The organism is Pseudomonas sp. o96-267 (assembly GCF_003935465.1).
In the GTDB taxonomy this organism is placed as follows: Bacteria; Pseudomonadota; Gammaproteobacteria; order Pseudomonadales; family Pseudomonadaceae; genus Aquipseudomonas; species Aquipseudomonas sediminis.
In genome coordinates this window covers 64742-86981 of the sequence record NZ_RHQP01000023.1, presented here as the reverse complement: position 1 = coordinate 86981, position 22240 = coordinate 64742, and the positions used below count along the sequence as shown (strand labels likewise).

Genomic DNA, 22240 nt, shown 5'->3' with positions numbered 1-22240 from the left:
CAGCGTCATGGTCGCCAGGAGGAAAGCGATAAAGCCTTCCTCGAAGTGCTCCCAGCCGCGCCGCAAGGCGTTCATGGTCGGTTCTCCCGAATGGAAAGGGCGTAGGGTGGGACGGTAGCCGGCCCACCGGTTACAGCGTTGATCGACGCCCGTCGCGGGCGTCGTGGTGGGTCAGAGCATCGACGCTCTGCCCACCCTACGGCTCTCCGGCCTTATTGCTGGTTGGCAGCTTGCGCGGCCTTGATCAGGTCAGCGCCGATCTCACCTTCGAACTTCTTCCATACCGGCTGCATGGCATCGCGCCATTGGCCACGCTGCTCAGGAGTCAGGGTCAGGATCTCGGTGGTGCCTGCTTCGGCGATACGCTGCTTGTCGCCTTCGTTGAGGGCGTCAGCCTGCTTGTTCACCTCGACGGTGACCTCGGCGATGATCTTGTCCAGCTCGTCGCGTACGTCAGCCGGCAGACCGTCCCAGAACTTGGTGTTGGTGATCAGCATGTAATCCAGCAGGCCATGGTTGGACTCGGTGATGTACTTCTGTACTTCGTGCATCTTCTGGCTGTAGATGTTCGAGTACGGGTTCTCGGCACCGTTGACCACGCCAGTCTGCAGGCCTTGGTATACCTCGGCGAAGCTCATCTTGCGCGGGTTGGCGCGCACGGCCTTGAACTGCTCTTCCAGTACGGCAGAAGCCTGTACGCGGAACTTCAGACCACGGGCGTCTTTCGGCTCCAGCAGCGCCTTGTTGGCCGACAGCTGCTTCAGGCCGTTGTGCCAGTAGGCCAGGCCGGTGATGCCCTTGTCGGTCATCGAGGTCAGCAGTTTCTGGCCTTCTGGACCTTTCTGGAAGCGATCAACAGCTGCCATGTCGTCGAACAGGAACGGCAGGTCGAATACCTGCAGCTGCTTGGTGTAATGCTCGAACTTGGCCAGGGACGGGGCGATGAGCTGGACGTCGCCGAGCAGCAGCGCTTCCATTTCCTTGCCGTCGCCGAACAGCGAGGAGTTCGGGTAGACCTCGACCTTGACCTTGCCAGCCAGACGCTCTTCAGCCAGTTGCTTGAACAGCACTGCACCCTGACCTTTCGGGGTGTGCTCGGCAACCACGTGGGAGAACTTGATGACGATCGGGTCGGCAGCGTGAACTACGCCAGCGATGGACAGGGACAGGGCGCAAGCCAGCGCCTTGGCAGTCAGTTTGAACATGCGGATGCTTCCTCTTGTTGTGTTTATCGCATTTGCGCCGGGGCGCAGCTGACGAACGGATAAGAGCAAGTCTAGGCGGCTTGGAGAAAAACGCCGGTGGCATTAGCGAGGCCTGGACTTGTACTTGTGGGTTCGCTTGACGTTAGCCTAGAGCAACCCTTGTGCCAGTCTGCGATATTCCGACCTTGCGTGCCGTGCAAAGGCCCATGGCTGCGGGCTTTTATGTTCCTTTACCGACCCTCTGGTCGGCGTATGGGCCCGCCAGCATCAGGTATGGATGGCTGAAAATGGCGGTTTGCCGCCAGTCAGTCGAAGTCCTCTGGCGAGCTTCCGCCAGCACCTGAGAAATTCAACCCATGTTTGCGCAGTTTGTCGTGCAGGGTCTTGCGCGGCACGCCCAGCGCTTCGGCCAGGCTGCGTAGCGAGCCGTGCGGGCGGCTCAGCTCGGCAGCGATCAGGGCGCGTTCGAAGGCTTCGACTTGTTCGCTGAGCCCGCCGTTGACCGGCGGCAGATTTGGCGCGTTGCTGTCGAGCGCTAGCTCCAGGCCCAGGGCGAAGCGTTCGGCGGCGTTCTGCAACTCACGCACGTTGCCTGGCCACGGATGACGCAGCAGCAAGGCGCGCTGTCCCGGCTGTAGCTCTCGCGGCGCCAAGGCGTGGCGGGCGGCCGCCCCATCGGCGAAGTGCTGGAACAGCAGCAGGGCGTCCTCGCCGCGCTCGCGCAGCGGTGGGATGGACAACGGTGCGACGTTGAGGCGGTAGTAAAGGTCGGCGCGGAAACGCCCGGCATCGGCGGCCTGACGCAGATCTTCCTTGGTCGCGGCGATCACGCGGATATCCAGCGGGATCAGCTGATTACCACCAAGGCGCTCGACCACGCGCTCCTGCAGCAGGCGCAGCAGCTTGACCTGCACATCCATGCTCATGCTCTCGATCTCGTCGAGGAACAGGGTGCCACCGTTGGCGAACTCGAACTTGCCGATGCGCCGTTTTTGCGCGCCGGTGAAGGCGCCAGCCTCATGGCCGAACAGCTCGCTTTCCACCACCGACTCGGCCAGTGCACCGGCGTTGATGGCGACGAAGGGCCCTTCGCGGCGGTTGGACAGGTCGTGCAGAGCGCGTGCGACCACCTCTTTGCCGGCTCCGGTCTCGCCGAGAATCAGTACGTCGGTGGCGATGCTGGCCAGCGCACCGATCTGCTCGCGTAGGCGCTGCATGGCCGGCGATTGGCCAACCAGGCGGCTGGACAGTTGCTGGCGGTCATTGAGCGCCATGCGCAGGCTGCGGTTGTCCAGCACCAGGCGGCGCAGCTCCAGCGCACGGCGCACGCTGTCTAGCAGGTCGTCATTGGCGAAGGGTTTTTCCAGGAAGTCGTAGGCGCCGGCGCGCATCGCCTGCACGGCCAGCGGCACGTCACCGTGGCCGGTGATCAGCAGCACGGGCAGCTCGGCATCACGCTCGCGCAATTGCTGCAGCAGTTGCAGGCCATCGATGCCCGGCATGCGGATATCGCTGACCACCACGCCTGGCCAGCCTGCGGGAATGCGCGCGGCGAGGCCCTGCGCATCGCCCAGGCTGATGACCTTGAGCCCGGCCAGATCGAGCGTCTGGCTGAGTGCCTGGCGCAGATGGGCGTCGTCGTCGATCAGCAGTACCTGAATGCGGCTGTCGATGGCGCTGTCGCTGGTCATGGCGAAGGGTCCTCTGAGGGTTGCAGGTTGACGCCGGGGCTGGCCAGGCGCAGACGCAGGGTGATCAGTGCACCGCCGGCCGGATGATTGGCCAGCAGCAGTTCGCCGTCCAGCGCACGCACCAGGCTATCGCAGATGGCCAAGCCGAGCCCCAGGCCCTGAGCGCTGGTCTTGGTGGTGAAGAAGGGCTCGCGCGCGCGCGCCAGCGATTCGGGCGAGAAGCCTGGGCCATTGTCGCGCAGCAGCAGGTGGAGGTGCTCGGCTTGAAGCTCGATGCTGATCCAGATGCGTCTAGGAGGGGCTTTATCGATCAGCGCATCGAGCGCATTGCCGAGCAGATTACCGAGCACCTGGCGCAGGCGCGTCTCGCCGGCCTGGACCCAGAGCGTGGCGTCCGGCAGGTCGCGGATCAACTCTACATCCATCGCCCGGCGGCGTTTGGCCAATAGCGCCAGGGCATCATCCAGTGCTGGCTGCAGGGCAACCCGCTCCGGCGCGTGGCGGTCGCGGCGGGCAAAGGAGCGCAAATGGGTGATGATCGAGGCCATGCGCTCGGTCAGCTCGCTGATCAGCTTGAGGTTGGCGCGAGCATCGTCGCTGCGCTGATGGTCAAGCAGGGTGCTGGCGTTCTCCGCGTAGCTGCGGATCGCCCCGAGCGGCTGGTTGAGTTCGTGGCTGATGCTGGCACTCATGGTACCGAGCGCCGACAGCTTACCGGCCTGGACCAGCTCGTCCTGAGCGCGCACCAGCTCCTGCTGAGCCTGTTCACGCTCGAGTACTTCCTGCTTGAGGCGGCTGTTGAGCAGTTCCAGGTCATGCGTTCGTTCTGCGACGCGCTGCTCCAGTTCGGCCTTGGCGCGGGCGTCGAGGGCAATGCGCTCCAGGTAGTGACGGCGGCGCAGGATCATCAGGCCGAGCAGCAGCAGCAGGGCCAGCAGGGCAGCCGCTCCTACGGCCACGGCGCTGCGCACGGGGCGATCGAGCAGGATGCGTGGGGCGAGAATACTTACCGTCCAGCCGGTTTCTTCCAGGGCTCGGCTTTGCGTCAACCAGGCGTTGGGATCAAGGTCGAGTGCGGGCGGTGCCTGGGTCGGGTAGGGTTGGTTGGCGGCGATGGCCGACTGCTCGACGCGGTCCAGCGGACGGCTGGAGTGGAAGCGCCAATCCGGGCGCGAGGTAAGAATGACCACGCCGTTGGTGTCGGTCACCAGCAACTGTTCCGGCGTATTGCCCCACAGGGTTTCGGTGTGGTCGAGGTCTACCTTGACCACCAGCGCGCCGATGTTGTGCTCGTCCTCGCGCACCGGGTAGGCGAAGTAGTAGCCGCGCTTGCCAGACGTTGTACCCAGGCCGAAGAAGCGCCCCAGGCGCCCGGCCAATGCTTCGCGGAAATACGGACGGAAGGCGAAGTTGCCGGCGACGAAGCTGTCGGGTTTGTCCCAGTTGGAGGCGGCCAGGGTGACGCCGCGCGGGTTCATCAGGTAGATCACGTCGGCGCCGGTCTGGCTCTTCACGCGGGCCAGCAAGCGGTTGGCGTTGTCCAGGGCGGCTGGGTCTTCAGGGGCATGCAGGGCGGCGCGCAGGCCTGGCAGATCGCCGAGAATCTGCGGCAGCACTTCGTAGCGGCGCAGCGTGCCGAGCAGGTTGGCCACATACAGATCGAGGGTTTGCCGATTTTGTTCGATCAGCACTTCGCGGTAGTAGCGCTCGGCCAGGAAGTGGACCGGCCACAGCAGTGGCGCAAGCAGCAGCGCCAACAGCACGAGGCTGCGCCAGCGCAGGCGACGGGGAGTGGCAGTGTTCGTGCTCATGGCAAACCGTGCAGAAATGATCGGCGCATTATGCACGTTAAGCGTGCGGCCGGTGATGGGCACTGGCCGCGCGGATGAAACGCAGGGGCTCAGTTCATGCGTTGCAGGCAGGCGTCCAGGGCGGTGTGCCAGTCCGGTAGGCGAACCTGCCAATCCTGCTCCAGGCGGTTGCCATCCAGGCGTGAGTTGAGTGGGCGCTGAGCCGGCGTTAGGTACTCGCTGCTGGGGATGGGACGCAGCCTGGCGCAAGGCTTGCCGGCTGCACGCAGGCGTTCGGCGATGGCACTGGCGAAGCCGAACCAGCTAGTTTCGCCCTGGCAGGTCAGATGGTAGGTGCCCCAGTGATGGCGCCCGTGCTGCCACTTGTCGATCAGCTCTGCAGTGGCGCTGGCGATACTGCCAGCCCAGGTCGGTGCGCCGATCTGGTCGTCGACGACGCTGAGCTCGTCGCGCTCCTGCAGCAGGCGCTGCATAGTGAGCAAGAAGTTGCGCCCGTGCTGCGAGTAGACCCAGCTGGTGCGCAGGATCAGGTGATCGCAGCCGCTGATGCGCAGCGCCTGTTCACCGGCCGCCTTGCTGGCGCCATAGACGCCCAACGGATGTGGCGTATCGGCTTCACGGTAAGGCGTGGTCTTGCTGCCATCGAAGACGTAGTCGGTGGAGTAGTGAATCAGCGGAATGTCCAGTTCGAAGCAGGCATCGGCGATGGCACGCGGCGCATCGGCATTGATGGTGAAAGCCAGCTCGCGCTCCTGCTCGGCCTGGTCGACGGCGGTGTACGCGGCGGCATTGATCACCAGCGCCGGCCGCTCGCGCAGGATGATGTCGCCCAGGGTTTCCGGGCGCGACAGGTCGAATGCCTGCCGGCCGAGACTGATCAGTTCATGCTCGCGCAGGGCCAGCTGCAGTTCACGGGCGACCTGGCCGGTGTGGCCGCTGATCAGAATCTTCATGCGAAGGTCTCTGCATCGGTAAGGCTCAGGCCCTGCTGGTCCTTGGCTGAGAGTTGCGGCGTCAGGCCGTCGAGCGGCCAGTCGATGGCCAGTTGTGGGTCGTCCCAGCGAATGCAGCGCTCGTGAGTGGGCGCGTAGTAGTCGGTGGTCTTGTAGAGGAATTCGGCGTATTCGCTGAGTACCAGGAAACCGTGGGCGAAGCCTTCCGGCACCCACAGCTGGCGTTTGTTCTCGGCGGACAAATGCACGCCGACCCACTTGCCGAAATTCGCCGAATTGCGGCGTACGTCGACCGCGACGTCATAGACCTCGCCAGTGCTGACGCGCACCAGCTTGCCCTGGGCCTGCTGCAGTTGATAGTGCAGGCCGCGCAGTACCCCGCGCGCGGAGCGTGAATGGTTGTCCTGGACGAATTCACGGGTTACGCCGGTGGCTTCGGCAAAGCGCCGTGCGTTGAAGCTCTCGTAGAAGAAGCCGCGCTCGTCACCGAATACCTGGGGTTCGATAATCAGCACTTCCGGCAGTGCGGTTGCGATCACTTTCACAGCGATTCCTCCGCCAGTTTGTAGAGGTACTGGCCGTAGCCGGTCTTGCCCAGCGCCTTGGCGCACACGAGCAGTTTGTCGCGGTCGATCCAGCCCTGCTGATAGGCGATTTCTTCGAGGCAGGCGACCTTCAGGCCTTGGCGTTTTTCCACTGTTTGTACGTAGTGCGAGGCATCGAGCAGGCTGTCGTGGGTGCCGGTATCGAGCCAGGCGAAGCCGCGGCCGAAGCGCTCCACGCGCAGGTCGCCGCGGGCCAGGTAGGCATTGTTCACGTCGGTGATTTCCAGCTCGCCGCGTGGCGAGGGCTTGACCGCCTTGGCGATCTGCACCACATCGTTGTCGTAGAAATACAGGCCGGTCACGGCAAAGCTGGACTTGGGTTGTGCCGGCTTTTCCTCGATCGACAGCGCATTGCCAGCCGCATCGAATTCGACCACGCCGAAACGTTCGGGATCGCTGACCCAGTAGCCGAATACCGTGGCGCCGCTGTCGTGGCTGGCTGCGCGCAGCAGCTTCTCGGTGAAGTGCTGACCATGGAAGATGTTGTCGCCGAGGATCAGGCACACCGAGTCGTTTCCAATGAACGACTCGCCGATCAGGAAGGCCTGCGCCAGGCCATCAGGCGAGGGTTGCTCGGCATACTGCAGTTCGATGCCGAACTGGCTGCCATCGCCGAGCATCTTGCGGAAGTTGGGCAGGTCTTCTGGGGTGGAGATGATCAGAATCTCGCGAATGCCGGCCAGCATCAGCACCGACAACGGGTAATAGATCATCGGCTTGTCATAGATTGGCAGCAACTGCTTGGAGACGCCGAGGGTGATGGGGTGCAAGCGAGTGCCGGAACCGCCGGCGAGAATGATGCCTTTCATTATTCCTGCTCCTTGGAGCCTGTTTAGGATCTCGCGAGCTAGAGCCATGCAAGGCAAAAACAGGCGAGGAAGCGGAGTTTACGAGTTGTAAATGAGCATTCCGACCGGGCTGGCGCTCCAGGCTGTTTTTAACGCAGCAGGGCCGACGCGCAGCAGATCATCAATAGGCTCCTTAGAGTGCGCCGAGTCGCTGACCCTGATAGCTACCATCCTGCACGCGGCGGCACCAGTCGAGATTGTCCAGGTACCACTGCACCGTCTTGCGCAGTCCGGTTTCGAAGGTTTCCTGCGGTACCCAGCCCAGCTCGCGCTCAATCTTGCTGGCGTCGATGGCGTAGCGCTGGTCATGGCCGGGGCGATCCTGCACGTAGGTGATCAGGTCTTCATAGTGCGTGATACCAGCCGGCTTCTGTGGCGCCAACTCTTCCAGCAAAGCGCAGATGGCGCGCACCACATCGAGGTTCTTCTGCTCGTTGTGGCCACCGATATTGTAGGTCTCGCCGACCTGACCTTCGCTGACCACCTTGAGCAGGGCGCGCGCGTGGTCTTCCACATACAGCCAATCACGCACCTGCTGACCGTTGCCATACACCGGCAGCGGTTTGCCCGCCAGGGCGTTGAGGATCATCAGCGGGATCAGCTTTTCGGGGAAATGATAGGGACCGTAGTTGTTCGAGCAGTTGGTGAGCAGCACCGGCAGGCCATAGGTGCGCTGCCAGGCGCGCACCAGATGATCGGACGCCGCCTTGCTCGCCGAATAAGGCGAGCTGGGTGCGTAAGGAGTAGTTTCGGTAAAGAGATCGTCGACGCCATGCAGGTCGCCGTACACCTCGTCGGTGGATATGTGATGGAAGCGAAAGGCCGCCTTGCGCTCAGCGCTCAGGCCAAGCCAGTAGGCGCGAGTGCTTTCCAGCAGGCTATAGGTACCGACGATATTGGTCTGGATGAACGCGGCCGGGCCATCAATGGAGCGGTCGACGTGGGACTCGGCGGCCAGGTGCATGATGGCGTCCGGCTGGAACTCGGCCAGTGTCGCCGCGACGCATTCGCTGTCGCCAATGTCGCCCTGGACGAAGCGGTATCGCGGGTTGTCATCAACGGGTGCAAGCGATTCCAGGTTGCCGGCGTAGGTCAGTTTGTCGAGGTTGAGCGCCTCATGCCCGGTATGCTGGATCAGATAGCGAATAAGCGCCGAACCGATGAAGCCGGCACCGCCGGTAATAAGAATGCGCATCTTATATGCCTTGGTTTTGAGTGGTTTGTTTTTAGATCGAAAAGATAAATATGAGGGCCGAATTATAACCGGCTGCAGAATCGGCATGCCATGAGTGGCTGTGCTCTGAATGTCATGCCTGATATGAACTGTCTGGCATAAGGCCTCTGGCTTGGGCATGTGTATAAAAATAGTAGCCAGATATCATCTTGACACTATATGTCAATGCTTAATATATTGACGCGTCGGTTGTTGGGTTGCGCTATTTGCCTGTTTTTTGACGCCTTTGCTTTGGCTGCCGCCAATCTTATTCCAGCACCTTATTTGAGTGCCCTTATATGAGTTTATCTAACGATATCAGTGGTTTGTTCAAATGGATCGGTGGCCGCCCTGAGCAGTATCAGGAAATCCCTCATGATGGCTTGCGTTATGCAGATCAGGAGCGGCCGTCAGATGAATGTATCGAGATTGATGTCACAGATGGCGGTGCCCAGGGTGGGGGCGCACAGAAGTCCTTTGACGACGCGTGTATTCCTGCACTCAAGGTCGAGCGTAAGAGCCCTCCTGTCGTTCCTGTGGTTGGCAGCGAGTCTTCCGTCTGGTCGTCGGCTGGTCTTCGGGCGTTACTAGCCAAGCGTGCGCACGAGGGGGAAGCGATTCCTATTCATATGGAAGTCCCTTCTACTCAATCCTTGCTCGAGCGCATCAGGGTGGTTGCCGTCGTTTCGGCCAAAGGTGGCGTAGGTAAAACGACCCTGTCAGCCAGTCTTGCTTCGGCCATGCAGCGCGCTGGTCGGCCGGTGTTGGCATTGGATCTGGATCCTCAGAATGCCCTGCAGCATCATTTCAAGGCCATTGAGGGCGTGGGTGATTGTTCGGCTCTCGGTATTGCACACGGCGAGCAAGATTGGCATTCCTGCGGTATGCCGAGTGATAGCGGTGTATTCGTATTGCCCTACGGTGATATCGACGAGGCGCGGCGGCTTGATTTTGAGCAGCAACTGCAAGCAACGCCTGATTGGCTTGCTCAGCGCCTGGTTGCGATGGAACTGGTAGAAGGTTCTGTCGTTTTTATTGATACGCCACCTGGTTCCTCCATTTATCTGCGCCAGGCTTTATCCGTTGCCAATGAGGCGGTGGTAGTCAGTCTTGCCGATGCAGCTTCCTACACGGCGCTACCCAGGATCGATAGTCTGATTCAGGCTCACACGGCTGGGTGCGAGAACTTTATGGGGGCTACCTACCTCATCAATCAGGTGGATGAAAGTCGGCAGTTGAGTCGCGATATCACGTGCATTCTTCAGGAGTTACTCGGTCGGAAAATTTTGGGGCTGGTGCATCACGATCCTTCCATTGGTGACGCTTTGGCCTATAACCGCAATATTTTGGAGTATGACCCGCAAAGCGTCGCGAGCAGCGATATTCTGGATTGCTCTGGCGCTCTGGTAGTTCGTCTTGCAGCCGCCACTACTGCGTGCGTGCCGCAACATGAGCCACGATGAGGGTCGCACGCTGTCCGCGTCAGTGGGCAGCGTACTCAATTCTACCTGGTGTTCGGCACTGCTTGGTTTGGTGGCGATCGCTCTGCTGGTCGTGGTGATTGCTGCGCCCCTTGATCTGGAGGCGCAGATGACGTTTTGCGTCATATGTCTGGGGGTTGCACTTTTGCTGCGGCGTAAAGCTGGGCGACTTGCGATTCTGGCGATGATCGTCATGTCGGTGATTGCTTCTTTACGTTACATGTACTGGCGCCTGACCGCGTCATTGGGTTTCGAAGATCCGTTGGATATAGTGTTTGGCTACGGTCTGGTCGTGGCTGAACTCTATGCACTTCTGGTGCTTTTGCTTGGGTATGTGCAGACGGCCTGGCCTTTGCAGCGCAGGCCCTATCCTCTGCCAGCTGATAGTCGTCAGTGGCCCAGTGTCGATATCTACATTCCTACCTATAACGAACCACTGGACATCATTCGACTGACAGTGCTCGCCGCGCAGGCAATTGATTGGCCGCGAGACAAACTCAATATCTACGTACTCGATGACGGGCGTCGTGACGAATTTCGTCGGTTCTGCAAGCAGGCAGGGGTCGGCTACATCACTCGGACTGATAATATCCACGCCAAAGCTGGCAATCTCAATAATGCACTGCGCCAGACTCGTGGCGAGTACATCGCCATTTTCGATGCGGATCACGTACCGACTCGTTCTTTCCTGCAGGTAGGGATGGGCTGGTTCCTCAAAGATCCACAGCTGGCAATGCTGCAGACCCCGCACTTCTTCTTTTCTCCGGATCCGTTCGAGAAAAATCTCAATACCTTTCGCACCGTTCCGAACGAGGGTGAGCTGTTCTATGGGCTGGTGCAGGACGGTAACGATCTGTGGAATGCCACCTTTTTCTGCGGCTCTTGCGCCATCATCCGTCGTGCGCCGCTCGAGGAAATCGGTGGTGTCGCCGTGGAAACCGTGACTGAGGATGCGCATACCGCGCTCAAGCTCAATCGGCTCGGTTACAACACGGCCTACCTGGCTCTGCCGCAGGCCGCAGGGCTCGCGACTGAAAGTCTTTCCGGACATATTGGGCAGCGTATCCGTTGGGCGCGCGGCATGGCTCAGATTTTCCGGACCGACAACCCTCTGTTGGGTAAGGGGCTGTCGTTCGGGCAGCGGCTCTGCTACCTGAATGCCATGCTGCATTTCTTCTATGGCCTGCCACGTCTGGTGTTTTTGACCGCGCCTCTGGCCTATCTGATGTTTGATGCGCAGATATTCCAAGCCCCCGCCTTACTGATCCTCGCCTACGCCTTGCCACATATTCTGATCGCGAGCGTGACCAACTCCACCATCCAGGGACGCTTCCGCCATTCCTTCTGGAATGAGGTCTACGAAACCGTTTTGGCCTGGTACATCATGCGCCCGGTACTCTTGGCCATGGTCAGCCCGAAACTGGGCAAGTTCAACGTGACGGCCAAGGGGGGCATGATCGATAAGGGGTACTTCGACTGGAAGATGGCCCGCCCTTACATCATCGTGCTCCTGCTCAATTTGCTCGGTGCTCTGGTAGGTGTTCTCAGGCTGATATTCGATGGTGACGCCAGTACGGCGACCCTGCTGATCAACATGGCCTGGACGGTTTACAACATCGTGATCAGCTCCGCAGCGGTAGCGGTCGCCAGTGAGACGAGGCAGATACGCGCTGAACCTAGAGTATTCGCCAAGTTACCGGTCGAGTTGTACTTACCCGACGGTAGCCGCATGGCATGTGAAACCAATGACTTCTCCCAGCGCGGAATGGGTATCAATTTGCCTACAGGGATGGAAATTATCCATGGTCAGCAACTTAAGGTTTCGCTCAGTCGTGGCAATGAAACGTGTCAGCTACCAGCCAAAGTGGTGTTTAGCAAAGGCACCACTGTCGGTTTGAGCTTCATCGATCTCAATTTACGGCAACAATTCGAGCTGACGCGCATGACGTTTTCCCGCGCTGATACCTGGGCTTCGACATGGGGGCAGGGAGTTGTCGATACGCCACTGACTGCCTTGGCGGAAGTGAGTGTGATCGGCTGGCGCGGTATTCGGCAACTCACTCGCGCGACACGGGATGAATTGGCTCGTCGAATTCGTTCCACATCTGATCTGGCAAGTACAAATCCGAGGAATTCATGACCGCTCTGCACTCTGGCTTACCGAAAGCTCGGACTCTTTTTGCTCTTGCATCTTTGCTGGCGCTCCTGGTTGTTTCTTCGGCATGGGCCGATGATCAAGAGCACACGGATGATGTAGTTGAAGGCGGTGCGCAAGTCTCCTTCGAGCCGACTTACAGCGCGACACTGAAACAGTTGGGCACCAATTATGTGATGAATCTTCGGGGTATTGAGGGTAGCGATGGCGTAAGTTTCGATGTGCGCGCCGATCAGGTTGTGACGGATGCACGTCTGCAACTGGAGTACAGCTACTCCCCAGCCCTGATTCCGGAACTTTCACAGCTCAATGTACTGGTTAACGATCAGGTTGCGGCCAGTCTTGCCTTGCCGAAGGAAACGGCGGGCAGCATTCAGCAGCAATCCGTACAGATCCCGGCGCATCTGGTTACCGAGTTCAATCGTTTGACCCTGCAGTTGATTGGACACTACACCATGCAGTGCGAGGATCCCTTGCATTCCAGTCTGTGGGCCAAAGTCAATAACAGCAGTCGTTTAGACCTGCAGACCACGCCGCTGGCGCTATCCAATGACCTGTCGCTGTTACCTTTGCCCTTCTTCGATGTGCGGGACTCGCGTTTGCTGGAACTACCCTTTGTTCTGCTAGGTTCGCCGGATAATCGTACGCTTGAGGCTGCTGGTGCGGTAGCGTCCTGGTTCGGTGCCTTGGCCAGTTATCGTGGTGCGCGTTTTCCGGTCGCCGAGCAGCTGCCGGCGCATGGCAATGCCGTCGTGATGCTGATCGGAGAGCGTAGAGTGGCCGGCCTCGATACTGAGTCCGTCAATGTTCCGACGCTAAGCGTACAAACCAATCCCAATGACCCCTACGGCAAACTTCTGGTCATTGCCGGGCGTGATAGCGAACAATTGAAGCAGGCCGCTCTTGCATTGGTCAGCGGTAGCCAGGCGCTGAATGGAGAGGTCGCCGAGATTTCCGAGTTGACTGTTCTTGAGCCGCGCAAGCCTTATGATGCGCCCAACTGGTTGCCCAGTGATCGCCCCGTGTCTTTGGGGGAACTGCTCGAGCCCAAGGGGCTGAGCGTATCCGGCTATGACCCCGGCACCATCAGCTTGCCAATGCGCCTGCCGCCGGATTTGTTCAATTGGCGCGAAAGCGGTGTTCCCCTGCATCTGAAGTATCGTTTTACACCGCAGCCACAATCGACCAACTCTTCTCTGCTGGTCAGCGTCAGCGGTAAATTCATCAAGTCCCTGCCGCTGCCCTCGCAGGAGCGTTTGCAGGACGAACAAGGGGTGATGGCCAAACTACAACAGGACGACACCCTGTTGCGTGAGGCGCACCTGCGCATACCGCTCGATAGCCTGTCGCCACAGTCCGATCTGCAATTGCGTTTCATGTACGACTACATCAAGCAGGGCGAATGCCGCGACATCATCATCGATAACATGCGCGGAACCATCGAGCCTGACTCAACCATCGATCTCAGTGGCTACAAGCATTTCATTGCGATGCCTAACCTGGGCGTGTTTCAGGATAGCGGCTTTCCATTTACGCGGATGGCTGATCTGTCCGAGACGGCTGTTGTCATGCCGAGCGATGCTGGTGGGGCGGAGATCTCCGCGATGCTTGATGTACTAGGCCGTTTCGGTAACTCAACCGGTTTGCCGGCTACCGGGCTCAGTGTGGTACAGGCCGATGATGAAGCTGAGTTGCAGGGCCGGGATCTTCTGGTGATCGGTTCGGGCTCCAATCAGCCATTGTTAGAGCGTTGGGCGCAATACCTTCCGGCCGCACTGGACGGGCAATCACGCTTCGAGTTTTCCGATCTGGTACACCAGGTACGCGATTGGGTGGCTAGCGATCAGCGTGCCAATCTACGCCGTGCCCGTAGCAGCGTGACTCTGGGGCGTGGGGCGGTTAGCAACTACCTGGCTGGCTTCGAATCGCCGGTGAGCAGTGGTCGCAGTGTGGTGGTTATCGCAGCTAGCGCCCCCGAAGGATTGAACGACATTACAGCAGCGCTGCGTGGTGGCGAGAACTACGAGCAGTCGATTCAGGGCAGCCTTGCCGTGGTCAATGGCACACGTATTAACTCACTGGTCGCTGATGAGCAGTATTTCATTGGTGAGTTGGGTTGGTTCCGTTATCTGCAGTGGCTGTTGTCACGGCACCTGGGGCTGATGCTGCTCTTCACCGCAGCAGGTGTTGCCTTGGCCAGTGTGCTGCTGTTCCTGAGCCTGCGTGCCCGTGCCCGTGCGCGACTTAAGGTATGAGTCGATGAAGCGCAGTCTCATGCGTTGTGCTGCTCTGGTGTTAGCACTCGGTTACCTGCCAGCTCAGGCCGCATGCAATGTACAGTGGCCCCTATGGCAGCGTTTTGCCGAAACCTGGGTGCAGGCTGATGGCCGCGTCCTGGAATCCAGTTTGCTGGACAATCACAGCACCTCGGAAGGGCAGGCATATGCCTTGTTCTTTGCGTTGGTGGCCAATGATGCCGAACGCTTTGCGCAGATTTGGCGTTGGAGTCGTGAGAACCTGGCGGGTAACGATCCTCAGAATGTTTTGCCGGCCTGGCTCTGGGGGCAGGGCAAGGATGGTCGCTGGCAGGTACAGGATGCCAACTCCGCATCCGATGCCGACATCTGGTTCGCTTATGCCCTGCTCGAAGCACATAGGCTGTGGGGGCATGCAGAGTATCGCGATGATGCGCTGGCATTACTGGGGCAAGTAAAAGCACAGGAAATCCTCGATCTGCCGGGGCTCGGATCGACCTTGATGCCTGGGCCTGTTGGTTTCGTTCAGCCTGACCATCTCTGGCGACTCAACCCCAGTTATGCGCCAATTTCCGTTCTTCGTAGGCTGGTCAGCGCCGACCCCGACGGACCCTGGGAGCAGATTGTCGAGAGCAGCGTAAAGTTGCTGCGTGATGGCGGTGGGCATGGTTTCGCTGCTGACTGGGTGGGCTATCGTGGAACCTCAGCGGCCTCGGGGCTCTTCGTGCCTGATCCGATCAAAGGCGATATCGGCAGTTATGATGCCATCCGCGTATACCTCTGGGCGGGCATGACCGCTCCTGCCGACCCTTTGGCCAAGCCCATCCTTGAATCATTGCGGGGCATGGCGCGCGTAGTAGCCGCTACTGGCATGCCACCTGAGAGGGTTTCCATCATGACCGGCAAGGCTGAAGGGCATGCACCGTTCGGCTTTTCCGCTGCGTTGGTGCCTTACTTTCAGGCATCCTCGGAGCCTTGGTTGGCCGAACAGCAACAGCGTCTTGCACTGGCGGGGCTTGCTCAAGGGCGCAATGAAGGTTCGTCTGTGCCCATTTATTACAACTATATGCTCAGCCTTTTCGGTCTAGGTTGGGCCGAAAAGCGTTACCGTTTCGACGCGGATGGGCGGCTTGAACCATCGTGGGAGTCTGCATGTTCCGTAAAAGCCCCCTAACCCTCGGCTTGTTTGCTGCATTGCTGCACGGTGCAGTCATGGCGCAGGGCAGTGATGCTCAGCGGCTACTGATCGAGCAGGGCAAGTTCTGGCAAGGCGAGGACAAGCCCACGCGCGCCGCTGAAGTCTGGAACAGGCTGCTGATGCTTGATGCTAGCCAGCCTGAGGCGCTATACGGTCTGGGCCTGATCGCCGTGAAAGACGACGATCTGAAACAGGCGCGTGACTACCTGGCCCGGTTGCAGGCAATCGAGCCCATGCCACGAGAGGCCTTGCAACTTGAGCAGGATATTCGTCTGGCCGAGCCTGCCAATGCCCGTTTGCTTGAAGAAGCACGGCTGGCGGTGGACAACGATGAGCGCGCCAAGGCCGATGCGCTGTATCGCCGCGCGTTGGGCGGCAAGCCGGCGCAGGGGCTGGTCGGGCGTGAATTCTACAACAACATGGGGTTTCTCGACGCGCACTGGCCCGAGTCGCGCGCGGGCTTCGAGCGGCTGTCGCGCGAACGCCCGGAGGATCCCTATGTCGCCCTGTTCTTTGCCAAGCAACTGGTGCGTCGCGATGCGACACGCGCCGAAGGCATACGCGCACTAGAAACCCTGGCGCGGCGCGAGGATATCGGTGGCGACGCCGCCGAAACCTGGAGGTTGGCACTGACCTGGATGGGTGCGCCCGAAAAGGCGCAGGCGCCGCTCTTCGAGCGTTATCTCAAAGCCTATCCGAACGATGACGAGATCGGTGCTCTGCTGGCCAAAGGTCGCAGTCAGGCTGGCGGCAGTAAAACTACCTGGACACGAGCGCCGGCTCTGGATCGTGGACTCAAGGCACTGGAGAAGGGTGATCTGGCAGTTGCCGAACGTGAGTTGTCGAGTCATCTCAAGAGCAATCCCAATGATGGTGATGCGCTTGGCGGCCTAGGCGTTTTGCGTCAGCGTCAGGAACGCTTCGATGATGCTGAGTTGCTGTTAAGCAAGGCCGTGCAGCAGAAAGGCGGTAGTGCCTGGCGCAATGCATTGGATGATGTACGTTACTGGGCGTTGCTGCAGCGTGCCCGTGACAGTCTGGCGCGTGAGCGGGTCGCTGACGCGCGCCAGCAACTCGAACAAGCGCGTCGTCTCAAGCCCCAGGATATCGAAGCGCTGCTGGCATTGGCCGACCTGCAAGCGCAACAAGGTGACGTCGCGTTGGCTGAGCAGGGATATCGCCAGGCTCTGGTGCAGCGCCCGCAGGAGGCGCGTGCCTTGCGTGGGCTTGCTCAAGTGCTGGCACAGCAAGGCAAGGCGGATGAGGCAATGGCGCTGATCAACCGCATGCCCGCCAAGGAGCGTGAGGCGTTTGGCGGGCTTGGACAGTTACGTGCCGCGCAGGCGCTGCAACGCGCACGCATAGCCGAGGCGCGTGGTGATACGCAAGCCATGCGTCAGGCGCTTGAGTCTGCCCTGCGTGATGATCCGAACAATGCCTGGGCAAGATTCTCCCTTGCGCGCCTGTATGTTGATCTGGGCGCCGTGGCCGAGGCGCGTAGCTTGATGGATGGCTTGCTCGCCACGCAGCCCAATGATCGCGACGCGCTGTACAGCAACGCTTTGCTGTCGATCCAGTTGGGTGAGTGGGAGAAGGCCCAGCAGGCTCTGGCGCGCATTCCTCAAAACAAGCGTGATGCCGATGTGAATCGACTGGTCGCCGAGGTCGATTTCAACCTGCAACTCAAGCGCATCGCCGATCTCAGCCGCAGTGGACAGAAAGCCGAGGCGCGCGTATTCCTCAGTCGACTCGAAGAGTCTGCAGAGGGCAAAGCCTCGCGTTTGTCAGCATTGGCCTCGGCTTATGCCGACGCAGGCGACCCTCAGCGCGCCATGGCCATTATGCGTGGTCTGCTTGCCAGCAGCCCGCGTGAGGATTTGTCACTGACTCTCAGCTATGCCGGGATTCTCCTGCAGGCCGAGCAGGATGTGGAGGTCGCCGCTATCCTGCGCGATCTTCAGGCGCGCAGCATGAGTGTCGACGAGCGTCGTCAGTACGATGATCTGCTGTTCCTCTACCGTGTGCGTCAGGCTGAGCAACTGCGCGAACGAGGTCAGTTAGCAGCGGCCTATGAAACCCTGGCTCCGGCTTTGGCGCAGCGGCCACAAGATCGCTTGGCAGTCTCGGCGTTGTCACGCATGTACGAAGCCAATGGCGAATCGGAAAAAGCCCTGGAGTTGCTCAAGCCGCTGATGCAAAGGCACCCTCAAGATGCCAGTCTGCAGGTTGCTGTGGCCGGCTTGGCTGCCCGTCGCAACGACAAGGCGCTGGCCGAGTCCTCGCTGGAAAATGCGCTGAAACTGGCACCCCAGGATGCGCAAATTCTTACGTCGGCAGCCGAGGTTTACCGCTCGCTGGGGCGTTCGGGGACGGCAGCCGAACTCTTGCGCAAAGTGGTCGCGCAGGAGAAACGTCAGCAATCGCCAAGTTTCGCCGCCGCTGCCCCTACGGTTGGCAGCAACCCGTTTGCCGGTGTCGGTTCTGGGGTTACCAGCGACGTCGGTATTCCTGCACCTGTGCAGGCCATATCCGAGACAGCCGATCCACTGTCATCGTATGCGCAAATCGGCAGCGGGCTGCCGCCTGCTCCTTACTCACAGTCTGGTACATCTGTCGGCAATCCTTTCGCTGTGGATGTGCAGGGGGGCACGCGTGATCGCCTGGCCGGTATGAGTGAGGCCGCCCGTTCGCTGGATCAGATCACCCAGGAGCGAAGCCCATTCGTGGCCCAAGGGTTGTCGGTGCGTAGCAACGACAGCGAGTCTGGGCTTAGCAAGATCACTGAAGTGCAAGCACCATTCGAGGTGAACCTGCCGGTGGGTGACAATCGACTGGCCGTACGCGTCACGCCGGTCAACCTCAATGCCGGTGGCGTCAGCAACGAGGCCAAGGTGCGATTCGGCTCTGGTCTCAGCTTCGCATCGACTGAATATGGGAATGCTGTCGCTACTGCGGCGATCGAGTTCGACAATTTTCTCGCCGAAAACCCTGATGCGACTGATAGTGAGCTCGAGGAGGCAGTCGCCAGGGCGAACACCAGAAGGGAGGAGGCTGGTGCCAGGGCCGATGCACTGTTAGCCGGGGCTGTGGGTCGCCAGAGTGATGCCGGCGTAGGGTTGGCGGTGGCCTGGGAGAACGAACCCAGCGGAGTGAAGGCTGACATCGGCGTCAGCCCCATGGGCTTTCTCTACAGCACCATCATCGGTGGCGTTGGGGTCGAGAGGCCGCTGGGTGACAGTGAGCATGCCCGTTACAGCGTGGAACTGTCACGACGTGCAGTAACCGACAGTCTTGTGTCCTTCGCCGGTGCCCGTGATGCGCGTACCGGTGTCGAGTGGGGTGGCGTAACGGCCAACGGTGGCCGTGCGCAGCTCAGCTATGACGATGGCGAAATAGGGGTTTACGGTTATGGAGCGTTGCATGCGCTGACCGGTAACAACGTCAAGGCCAATACCCGCGCGGAGCTGGGTTCGGGTATCTACTGGTATCTGCTCAACGACGATAGTCGCATGCTGACGGCGGGGCTGAGCCTCACCGGCATCGGCTACGAAAACAATCAGAACAACTTCACCTATGGCAACGGCGGTTATTTTAGCCCGCAGAACTTCTTCTCGCTGGCCGTGCCGCTGAGCTGGGCGCAGCGTACCGAGCGCTGGACCTATGCCCTGCGCGGCTCGGTTGGGATCCAGCACATCAAGCAGGACTCGGCGCCATACTTCCCGAACGACAAGGACGTGCAGCGCAACCTGGAACAGGTTTCGGCCACCGCGGCGGCCCTGGGCGTGGATATTCCTACACGGTTCGATGGCTCCAGCAGCACCGGTATCGGCTACAGCCTCTACGGCGCTGCCGAGTACCGACTCGGGCGCAATTTCTCTCTGGGGGGCGAGCTGGGCATCAACAACGCCCAAGACTATCGCCAATGGAACGGCGGCATGTACCTGCGCTACATGTTCGAGGATCAGTACCGGCCCATGTCGCTGCCGGTCAGCCCCCATCGTTCACCCTATTCGAATTGAATTGATCGAGGATTTTTCGATGTCTGCTTCCGCGCTTGCCGGTCTATCCCTTCTGGTGCTCGGCGAAAGCCATATGAGCTTGGCCAACCATCTCACCGAGCCGCTTAATGCGGCTCTGGTCGCCAAGGGAGCGAATGTCTATTCCATCGGCGCCTGTGGCGCCAGTGCGGCCGATTGGCTGGTGACCAAGAAAGTGGACTGTGGCTCGGAACAGAAGAACGCCGGCAAGCTGGTGATCAAGGGCCGCGAGGCGACCACGACGCCGATCAAGGATCTGATCGCCACTCACAAGCCGGATGTCGTGGTTCTGGTGATTGGCGACACCATGGCCTCCTATGACAAACCTGCGTTTCCCAAGGCATGGGCCTGGCAGAGCGTGACTGGCTTGACCAAGGCGATTGCCGAAACCGGTACCAAGTGTGTCTGGGTTGGACCTGCTTGGGGCAAGGTCGGTGGTATGTACAAGAAGAATGATCAGCGTACCCAAGTGATGTCCCAGTTTCTGGCTAGCAATGTGGCGCCTTGTGCCTACGTCGATTCGCTGCAGATGTCCAAGCCTGGTCAGTGGGTTACCACCGATGGCCAGCATTTCACCGTTGCAGGCTACAAGTCCTGGGGCAACGCCATTGCCGATGCCGTGAGCAAACTGCCGGCCGCCAGCCTCAAGGGGAACAAGTGATGAGCCTTCATCGTGCGCTGATCGGCGCGGCTTGCCTGTTGGCTGCCGGCTCGGCCTTAGCCGCCGAGATTCCGCTTTACCCCACGGGCCCCAGTGAAGACTCTGCCTTTCTGCGCTTCTTCAATGCTGGGACCGGGGTGCTGGAGCTCAAGGCTGCAGGCTCGGGTGCGAGCCTGAGCGTGGATGAGCAGATGCGCGCGTCGGACTTTCTCACCGTGCCGGCGGGCAAGCCGGTGAAAGGCAGCCTCAAGCTGGGGGTTCACGAGCAGGCGCTGGACATTACCGTCGAGCCCGGCGAATTTGCCACCGTGGTTGGCTTGCCCGATGCACAGCAGGGCTTGCGCCTAGTCACCGTGCGAGAGCAGCCGGATGACTTCAACGCACTGAAGGCATCGCTGGCTTTTTACAGCCTGGACGCGTCGTGTGTCGACGCAGGGCTGCAAGCGGCAGGGCGTAACGTCGATATTTTCAAGGCGGTTGCCGATGGGAGCTTGCAGCGACGTTCGATCAATCCGTTGAAGCTTGCGGTGCAACTGCGTTGTGCAGGTGTTGCCGTCGGCGAACCGCTGGACCTCGGCGAACTGGCTGCCGGTCTGCGCTACACCGTATTCCTCGTCCCGTCTGCCGAAGGCCCGCGCCTGTATTCGGTGCAAGACAATCTGGCCAACTGACAACGCGACCATGGTCTTCGCCTCCCTTGAGTTCCTCATTCTGTTCCTGCCAGCATTCATGCTGGTATACGCGCTGGTCAGTCCGGGCGGGCGTAACCATGTGCTGCTGTTTGGTAGCTGGTTCTTCTACGGTTGGTTGAGCCCGGCTTTTCTTCTCCTGCATGTGCTGCTGACGGTAGTAGGTTGGGTCGGAGGCCTGCTGGTGGAGCGCACCCGCGAGGAATCGCGGCAGCGTATTCGCCTGCTGGTGGTGCTGATCACCATCAACGTCCTGGTGCTGTGCTGGTACAAGTACGCCAACATTCTTGCGGCTACCTTTAACCAGTTGATCACTTCCTACGGCGCCCTACCTTTTGAGTGGCAGAAAGTGGCATTGCCGGCGGGGCTATCGTTCATCGTCCTGCAGGTGATTTCCTACCTGGTCGATGTCCATCGGAAGGTCGTGCCGGTCGAGCATCGTTTCAGCAACTTCGCCACCTATCTGGCGATGTTCGGCCACTCGATTGCCGGGCCAATCATTCGCTATGACTGGGTACGCAAGGAGCTGGCGCAGCGTTACTTCAATGCGCAGAACTTCGCCCTCGGTTCGCGCCGATTCATGATCGGCCTGAGCATGAAGGTACTGGTCGCCGACAGCCTCTCGCCTCTTGTGAGTGTGGCGTTCGCGCAGCAGAGCCCATCCTTCGTCGATGCCTGGATCGGCTGCCTGGCTTACTCCATGCAGCTGTTCTTCGACTTCGCCGGTTACAGCGCAATGGCCATCGGCCTGGGCCTGATGCTGGGCTTTCACTTTCCCGAGAACTTCAATCGCCCGTATTGGGCGCGCAATATCCAGGACTTCTGGCGGCGTTGGCACATCTCACTGTCGAGCTGGCTGCGTGACTACCTGTATATCGGCCTGGGTGGCAATCGCTTCGGTACCTGGAAGACCTATCGTAACCTTTTCCTGATCATGGCCATTGGTGGCCTGTGGCACGGTGGCGATAGCTGGAATTACGTGCTGTGGGGGGCGGCCCACGGTATCGCCCTATGCGTCGACCGTGCGTGGACGCGCAGTGGCCTGCCAGACTTGCCGGCGTGGTTTGCGCATACGGTGACGTTGTTGTTCGTATGCCTGGCCTGGACGCTGTTCCGTTCGCCAGATTTTGATACGGCGCTGAGCATGTACGCCGGGCAGTTTGGTCTGCATGAGTTTGCCTTGGGCGACGCCATGGCGGCCACCTTGAGGCCCGCTCATGGCATCGCCGCCGCGCTGGGGCTGGCGTGCCTGTTGCTACCACTGTATCAGGCGCGTGCCGAGGCCCGCTTTGGTGAGGTCTGGTTGTTCAGGGCTGTGGGCATGATATGGCCGGTTGCTGGGTTTCTGCTGTCATTTGCCCTGATCGCCAGTCGTGAAACCGTGCCGTTCCTGTACTTCCAGTTTTGAGGGGCGTGCCAATGTCCAAGAAAGGTTCCT

Annotated in this window: 15 protein-coding genes and 1 pseudogene; 8 read left to right on the top strand and 8 right to left on the bottom strand. The window is 60.2% G+C overall.

Features of this window, described 5'->3' with window-relative positions:
* The 8 genes and pseudogenes from EGJ86_RS16380 to rfbB all read right to left on the bottom strand — a co-directional run.
* A pseudogene (locus tag EGJ86_RS16380) lies at positions 1-75 on the bottom strand (C4-dicarboxylate ABC transporter); the annotation flags it as partial.
* Positions 76-212: 137 nt separating this feature from the next.
* The gene (gene dctP, locus EGJ86_RS16375; protein ID WP_125835818.1) at positions 213-1205 is read right to left on the bottom strand and encodes a C4-dicarboxylate TRAP substrate-binding protein DctP; all 993 of its coding nucleotides are present in this window, start codon (positions 1203-1205) and stop codon (positions 213-215) included.
* A 305-nt stretch (positions 1206-1510) separates the two neighbouring features.
* Complete coding sequence (locus tag EGJ86_RS16370; protein WP_021490512.1) at positions 1511-2896, bottom strand: sigma-54 dependent transcriptional regulator; 1386 nt, start codon at positions 2894-2896, stop codon at positions 1511-1513.
* Positions 2893-4707, bottom strand: coding sequence for an ATP-binding protein (locus tag EGJ86_RS16365; RefSeq protein ID WP_125835817.1), 1815 nt, complete (start codon positions 4705-4707; stop codon positions 2893-2895). Before EGJ86_RS16365 ends, EGJ86_RS16370 begins: the two co-directional genes overlap by 4 nt.
* A gap of 89 nt (positions 4708-4796) precedes the next feature.
* Positions 4797-5660, bottom strand: coding sequence for a dTDP-4-dehydrorhamnose reductase (rfbD, locus tag EGJ86_RS16360; RefSeq protein ID WP_125835816.1), 864 nt, complete (start codon positions 5658-5660; stop codon positions 4797-4799).
* The gene (gene rfbC, locus EGJ86_RS16355) at positions 5657-6205 is read right to left on the bottom strand and encodes a dTDP-4-dehydrorhamnose 3,5-epimerase (protein ID WP_125835815.1); all 549 of its coding nucleotides are present in this window, start codon (positions 6203-6205) and stop codon (positions 5657-5659) included. The genes rfbD and rfbC overlap by 4 nt, the downstream gene beginning before the upstream one ends.
* Positions 6202-7074 (bottom strand): glucose-1-phosphate thymidylyltransferase RfbA, encoded by an 873-nt coding sequence (gene rfbA, locus EGJ86_RS16350; protein WP_106735618.1) that lies wholly within the window; start codon positions 7072-7074, stop codon positions 6202-6204. The genes rfbC and rfbA overlap by 4 nt, the downstream gene beginning before the upstream one ends.
* 172 nt (positions 7075-7246) lie before the next feature.
* Complete coding sequence (gene rfbB / locus EGJ86_RS16345; protein WP_125835814.1) at positions 7247-8308, bottom strand: dTDP-glucose 4,6-dehydratase; 1062 nt, start codon at positions 8306-8308, stop codon at positions 7247-7249.
* A gap of 344 nt (positions 8309-8652) precedes the next feature.
* Between rfbB and bcsQ the strand changes: the two genes are divergently transcribed.
* The 8 genes from bcsQ to EGJ86_RS16305 are packed head-to-tail and all read left to right on the top strand — an operon-like array spanning position 8653 to position 22210.
* Complete coding sequence (gene bcsQ / locus EGJ86_RS16340; RefSeq protein ID WP_218565886.1) at positions 8653-9789, top strand: cellulose biosynthesis protein BcsQ; 1137 nt, start codon at positions 8653-8655, stop codon at positions 9787-9789.
* Positions 9776-11947: a UDP-forming cellulose synthase catalytic subunit gene (gene bcsA / locus EGJ86_RS16335; RefSeq protein WP_125835812.1), complete on the top strand. Its 2172-nt coding sequence runs from the start codon at positions 9776-9778 to the stop codon at positions 11945-11947. Before bcsQ ends, bcsA begins: the two co-directional genes overlap by 14 nt.
* The gene (gene bcsB / locus EGJ86_RS16330) at positions 11944-14217 is read left to right on the top strand and encodes a cellulose biosynthesis cyclic di-GMP-binding regulatory protein BcsB (protein WP_125835811.1); all 2274 of its coding nucleotides are present in this window, start codon (positions 11944-11946) and stop codon (positions 14215-14217) included. Before bcsA ends, bcsB begins: the two co-directional genes overlap by 4 nt.
* Before the next feature lie 4 nt (positions 14218-14221).
* Positions 14222-15391 (top strand): cellulose synthase complex periplasmic endoglucanase BcsZ, encoded by a 1170-nt coding sequence (gene bcsZ, locus EGJ86_RS16325; RefSeq protein ID WP_125835810.1) that lies wholly within the window; start codon positions 14222-14224, stop codon positions 15389-15391.
* A complete protein-coding gene (locus EGJ86_RS16320) occupies positions 15370-19434 on the top strand; it encodes a cellulose biosynthesis protein BcsC (RefSeq protein WP_125835809.1) in 4065 nt (1354 codons plus the stop codon). Before bcsZ ends, EGJ86_RS16320 begins: the two co-directional genes overlap by 22 nt.
* A 19-nt stretch (positions 19435-19453) precedes the next feature.
* The gene (locus EGJ86_RS16315) at positions 19454-20113 is read left to right on the top strand and encodes an SGNH/GDSL hydrolase family protein (RefSeq protein WP_125835808.1); all 660 of its coding nucleotides are present in this window, start codon (positions 19454-19456) and stop codon (positions 20111-20113) included.
* On the top strand, positions 20110-20784 hold the full coding sequence (locus EGJ86_RS16310) for an alginate O-acetyltransferase AlgF (protein WP_372237971.1): 675 nt from the start codon (positions 20110-20112) through the stop codon (positions 20782-20784). The genes EGJ86_RS16315 and EGJ86_RS16310 overlap by 4 nt, the downstream gene beginning before the upstream one ends.
* Before the next feature lie 10 nt (positions 20785-20794).
* A complete protein-coding gene (locus EGJ86_RS16305) occupies positions 20795-22210 on the top strand; it encodes an MBOAT family protein (RefSeq protein ID WP_125835806.1) in 1416 nt (471 codons plus the stop codon).
* Positions 22211-22240 lie beyond the last annotated feature (30 nt).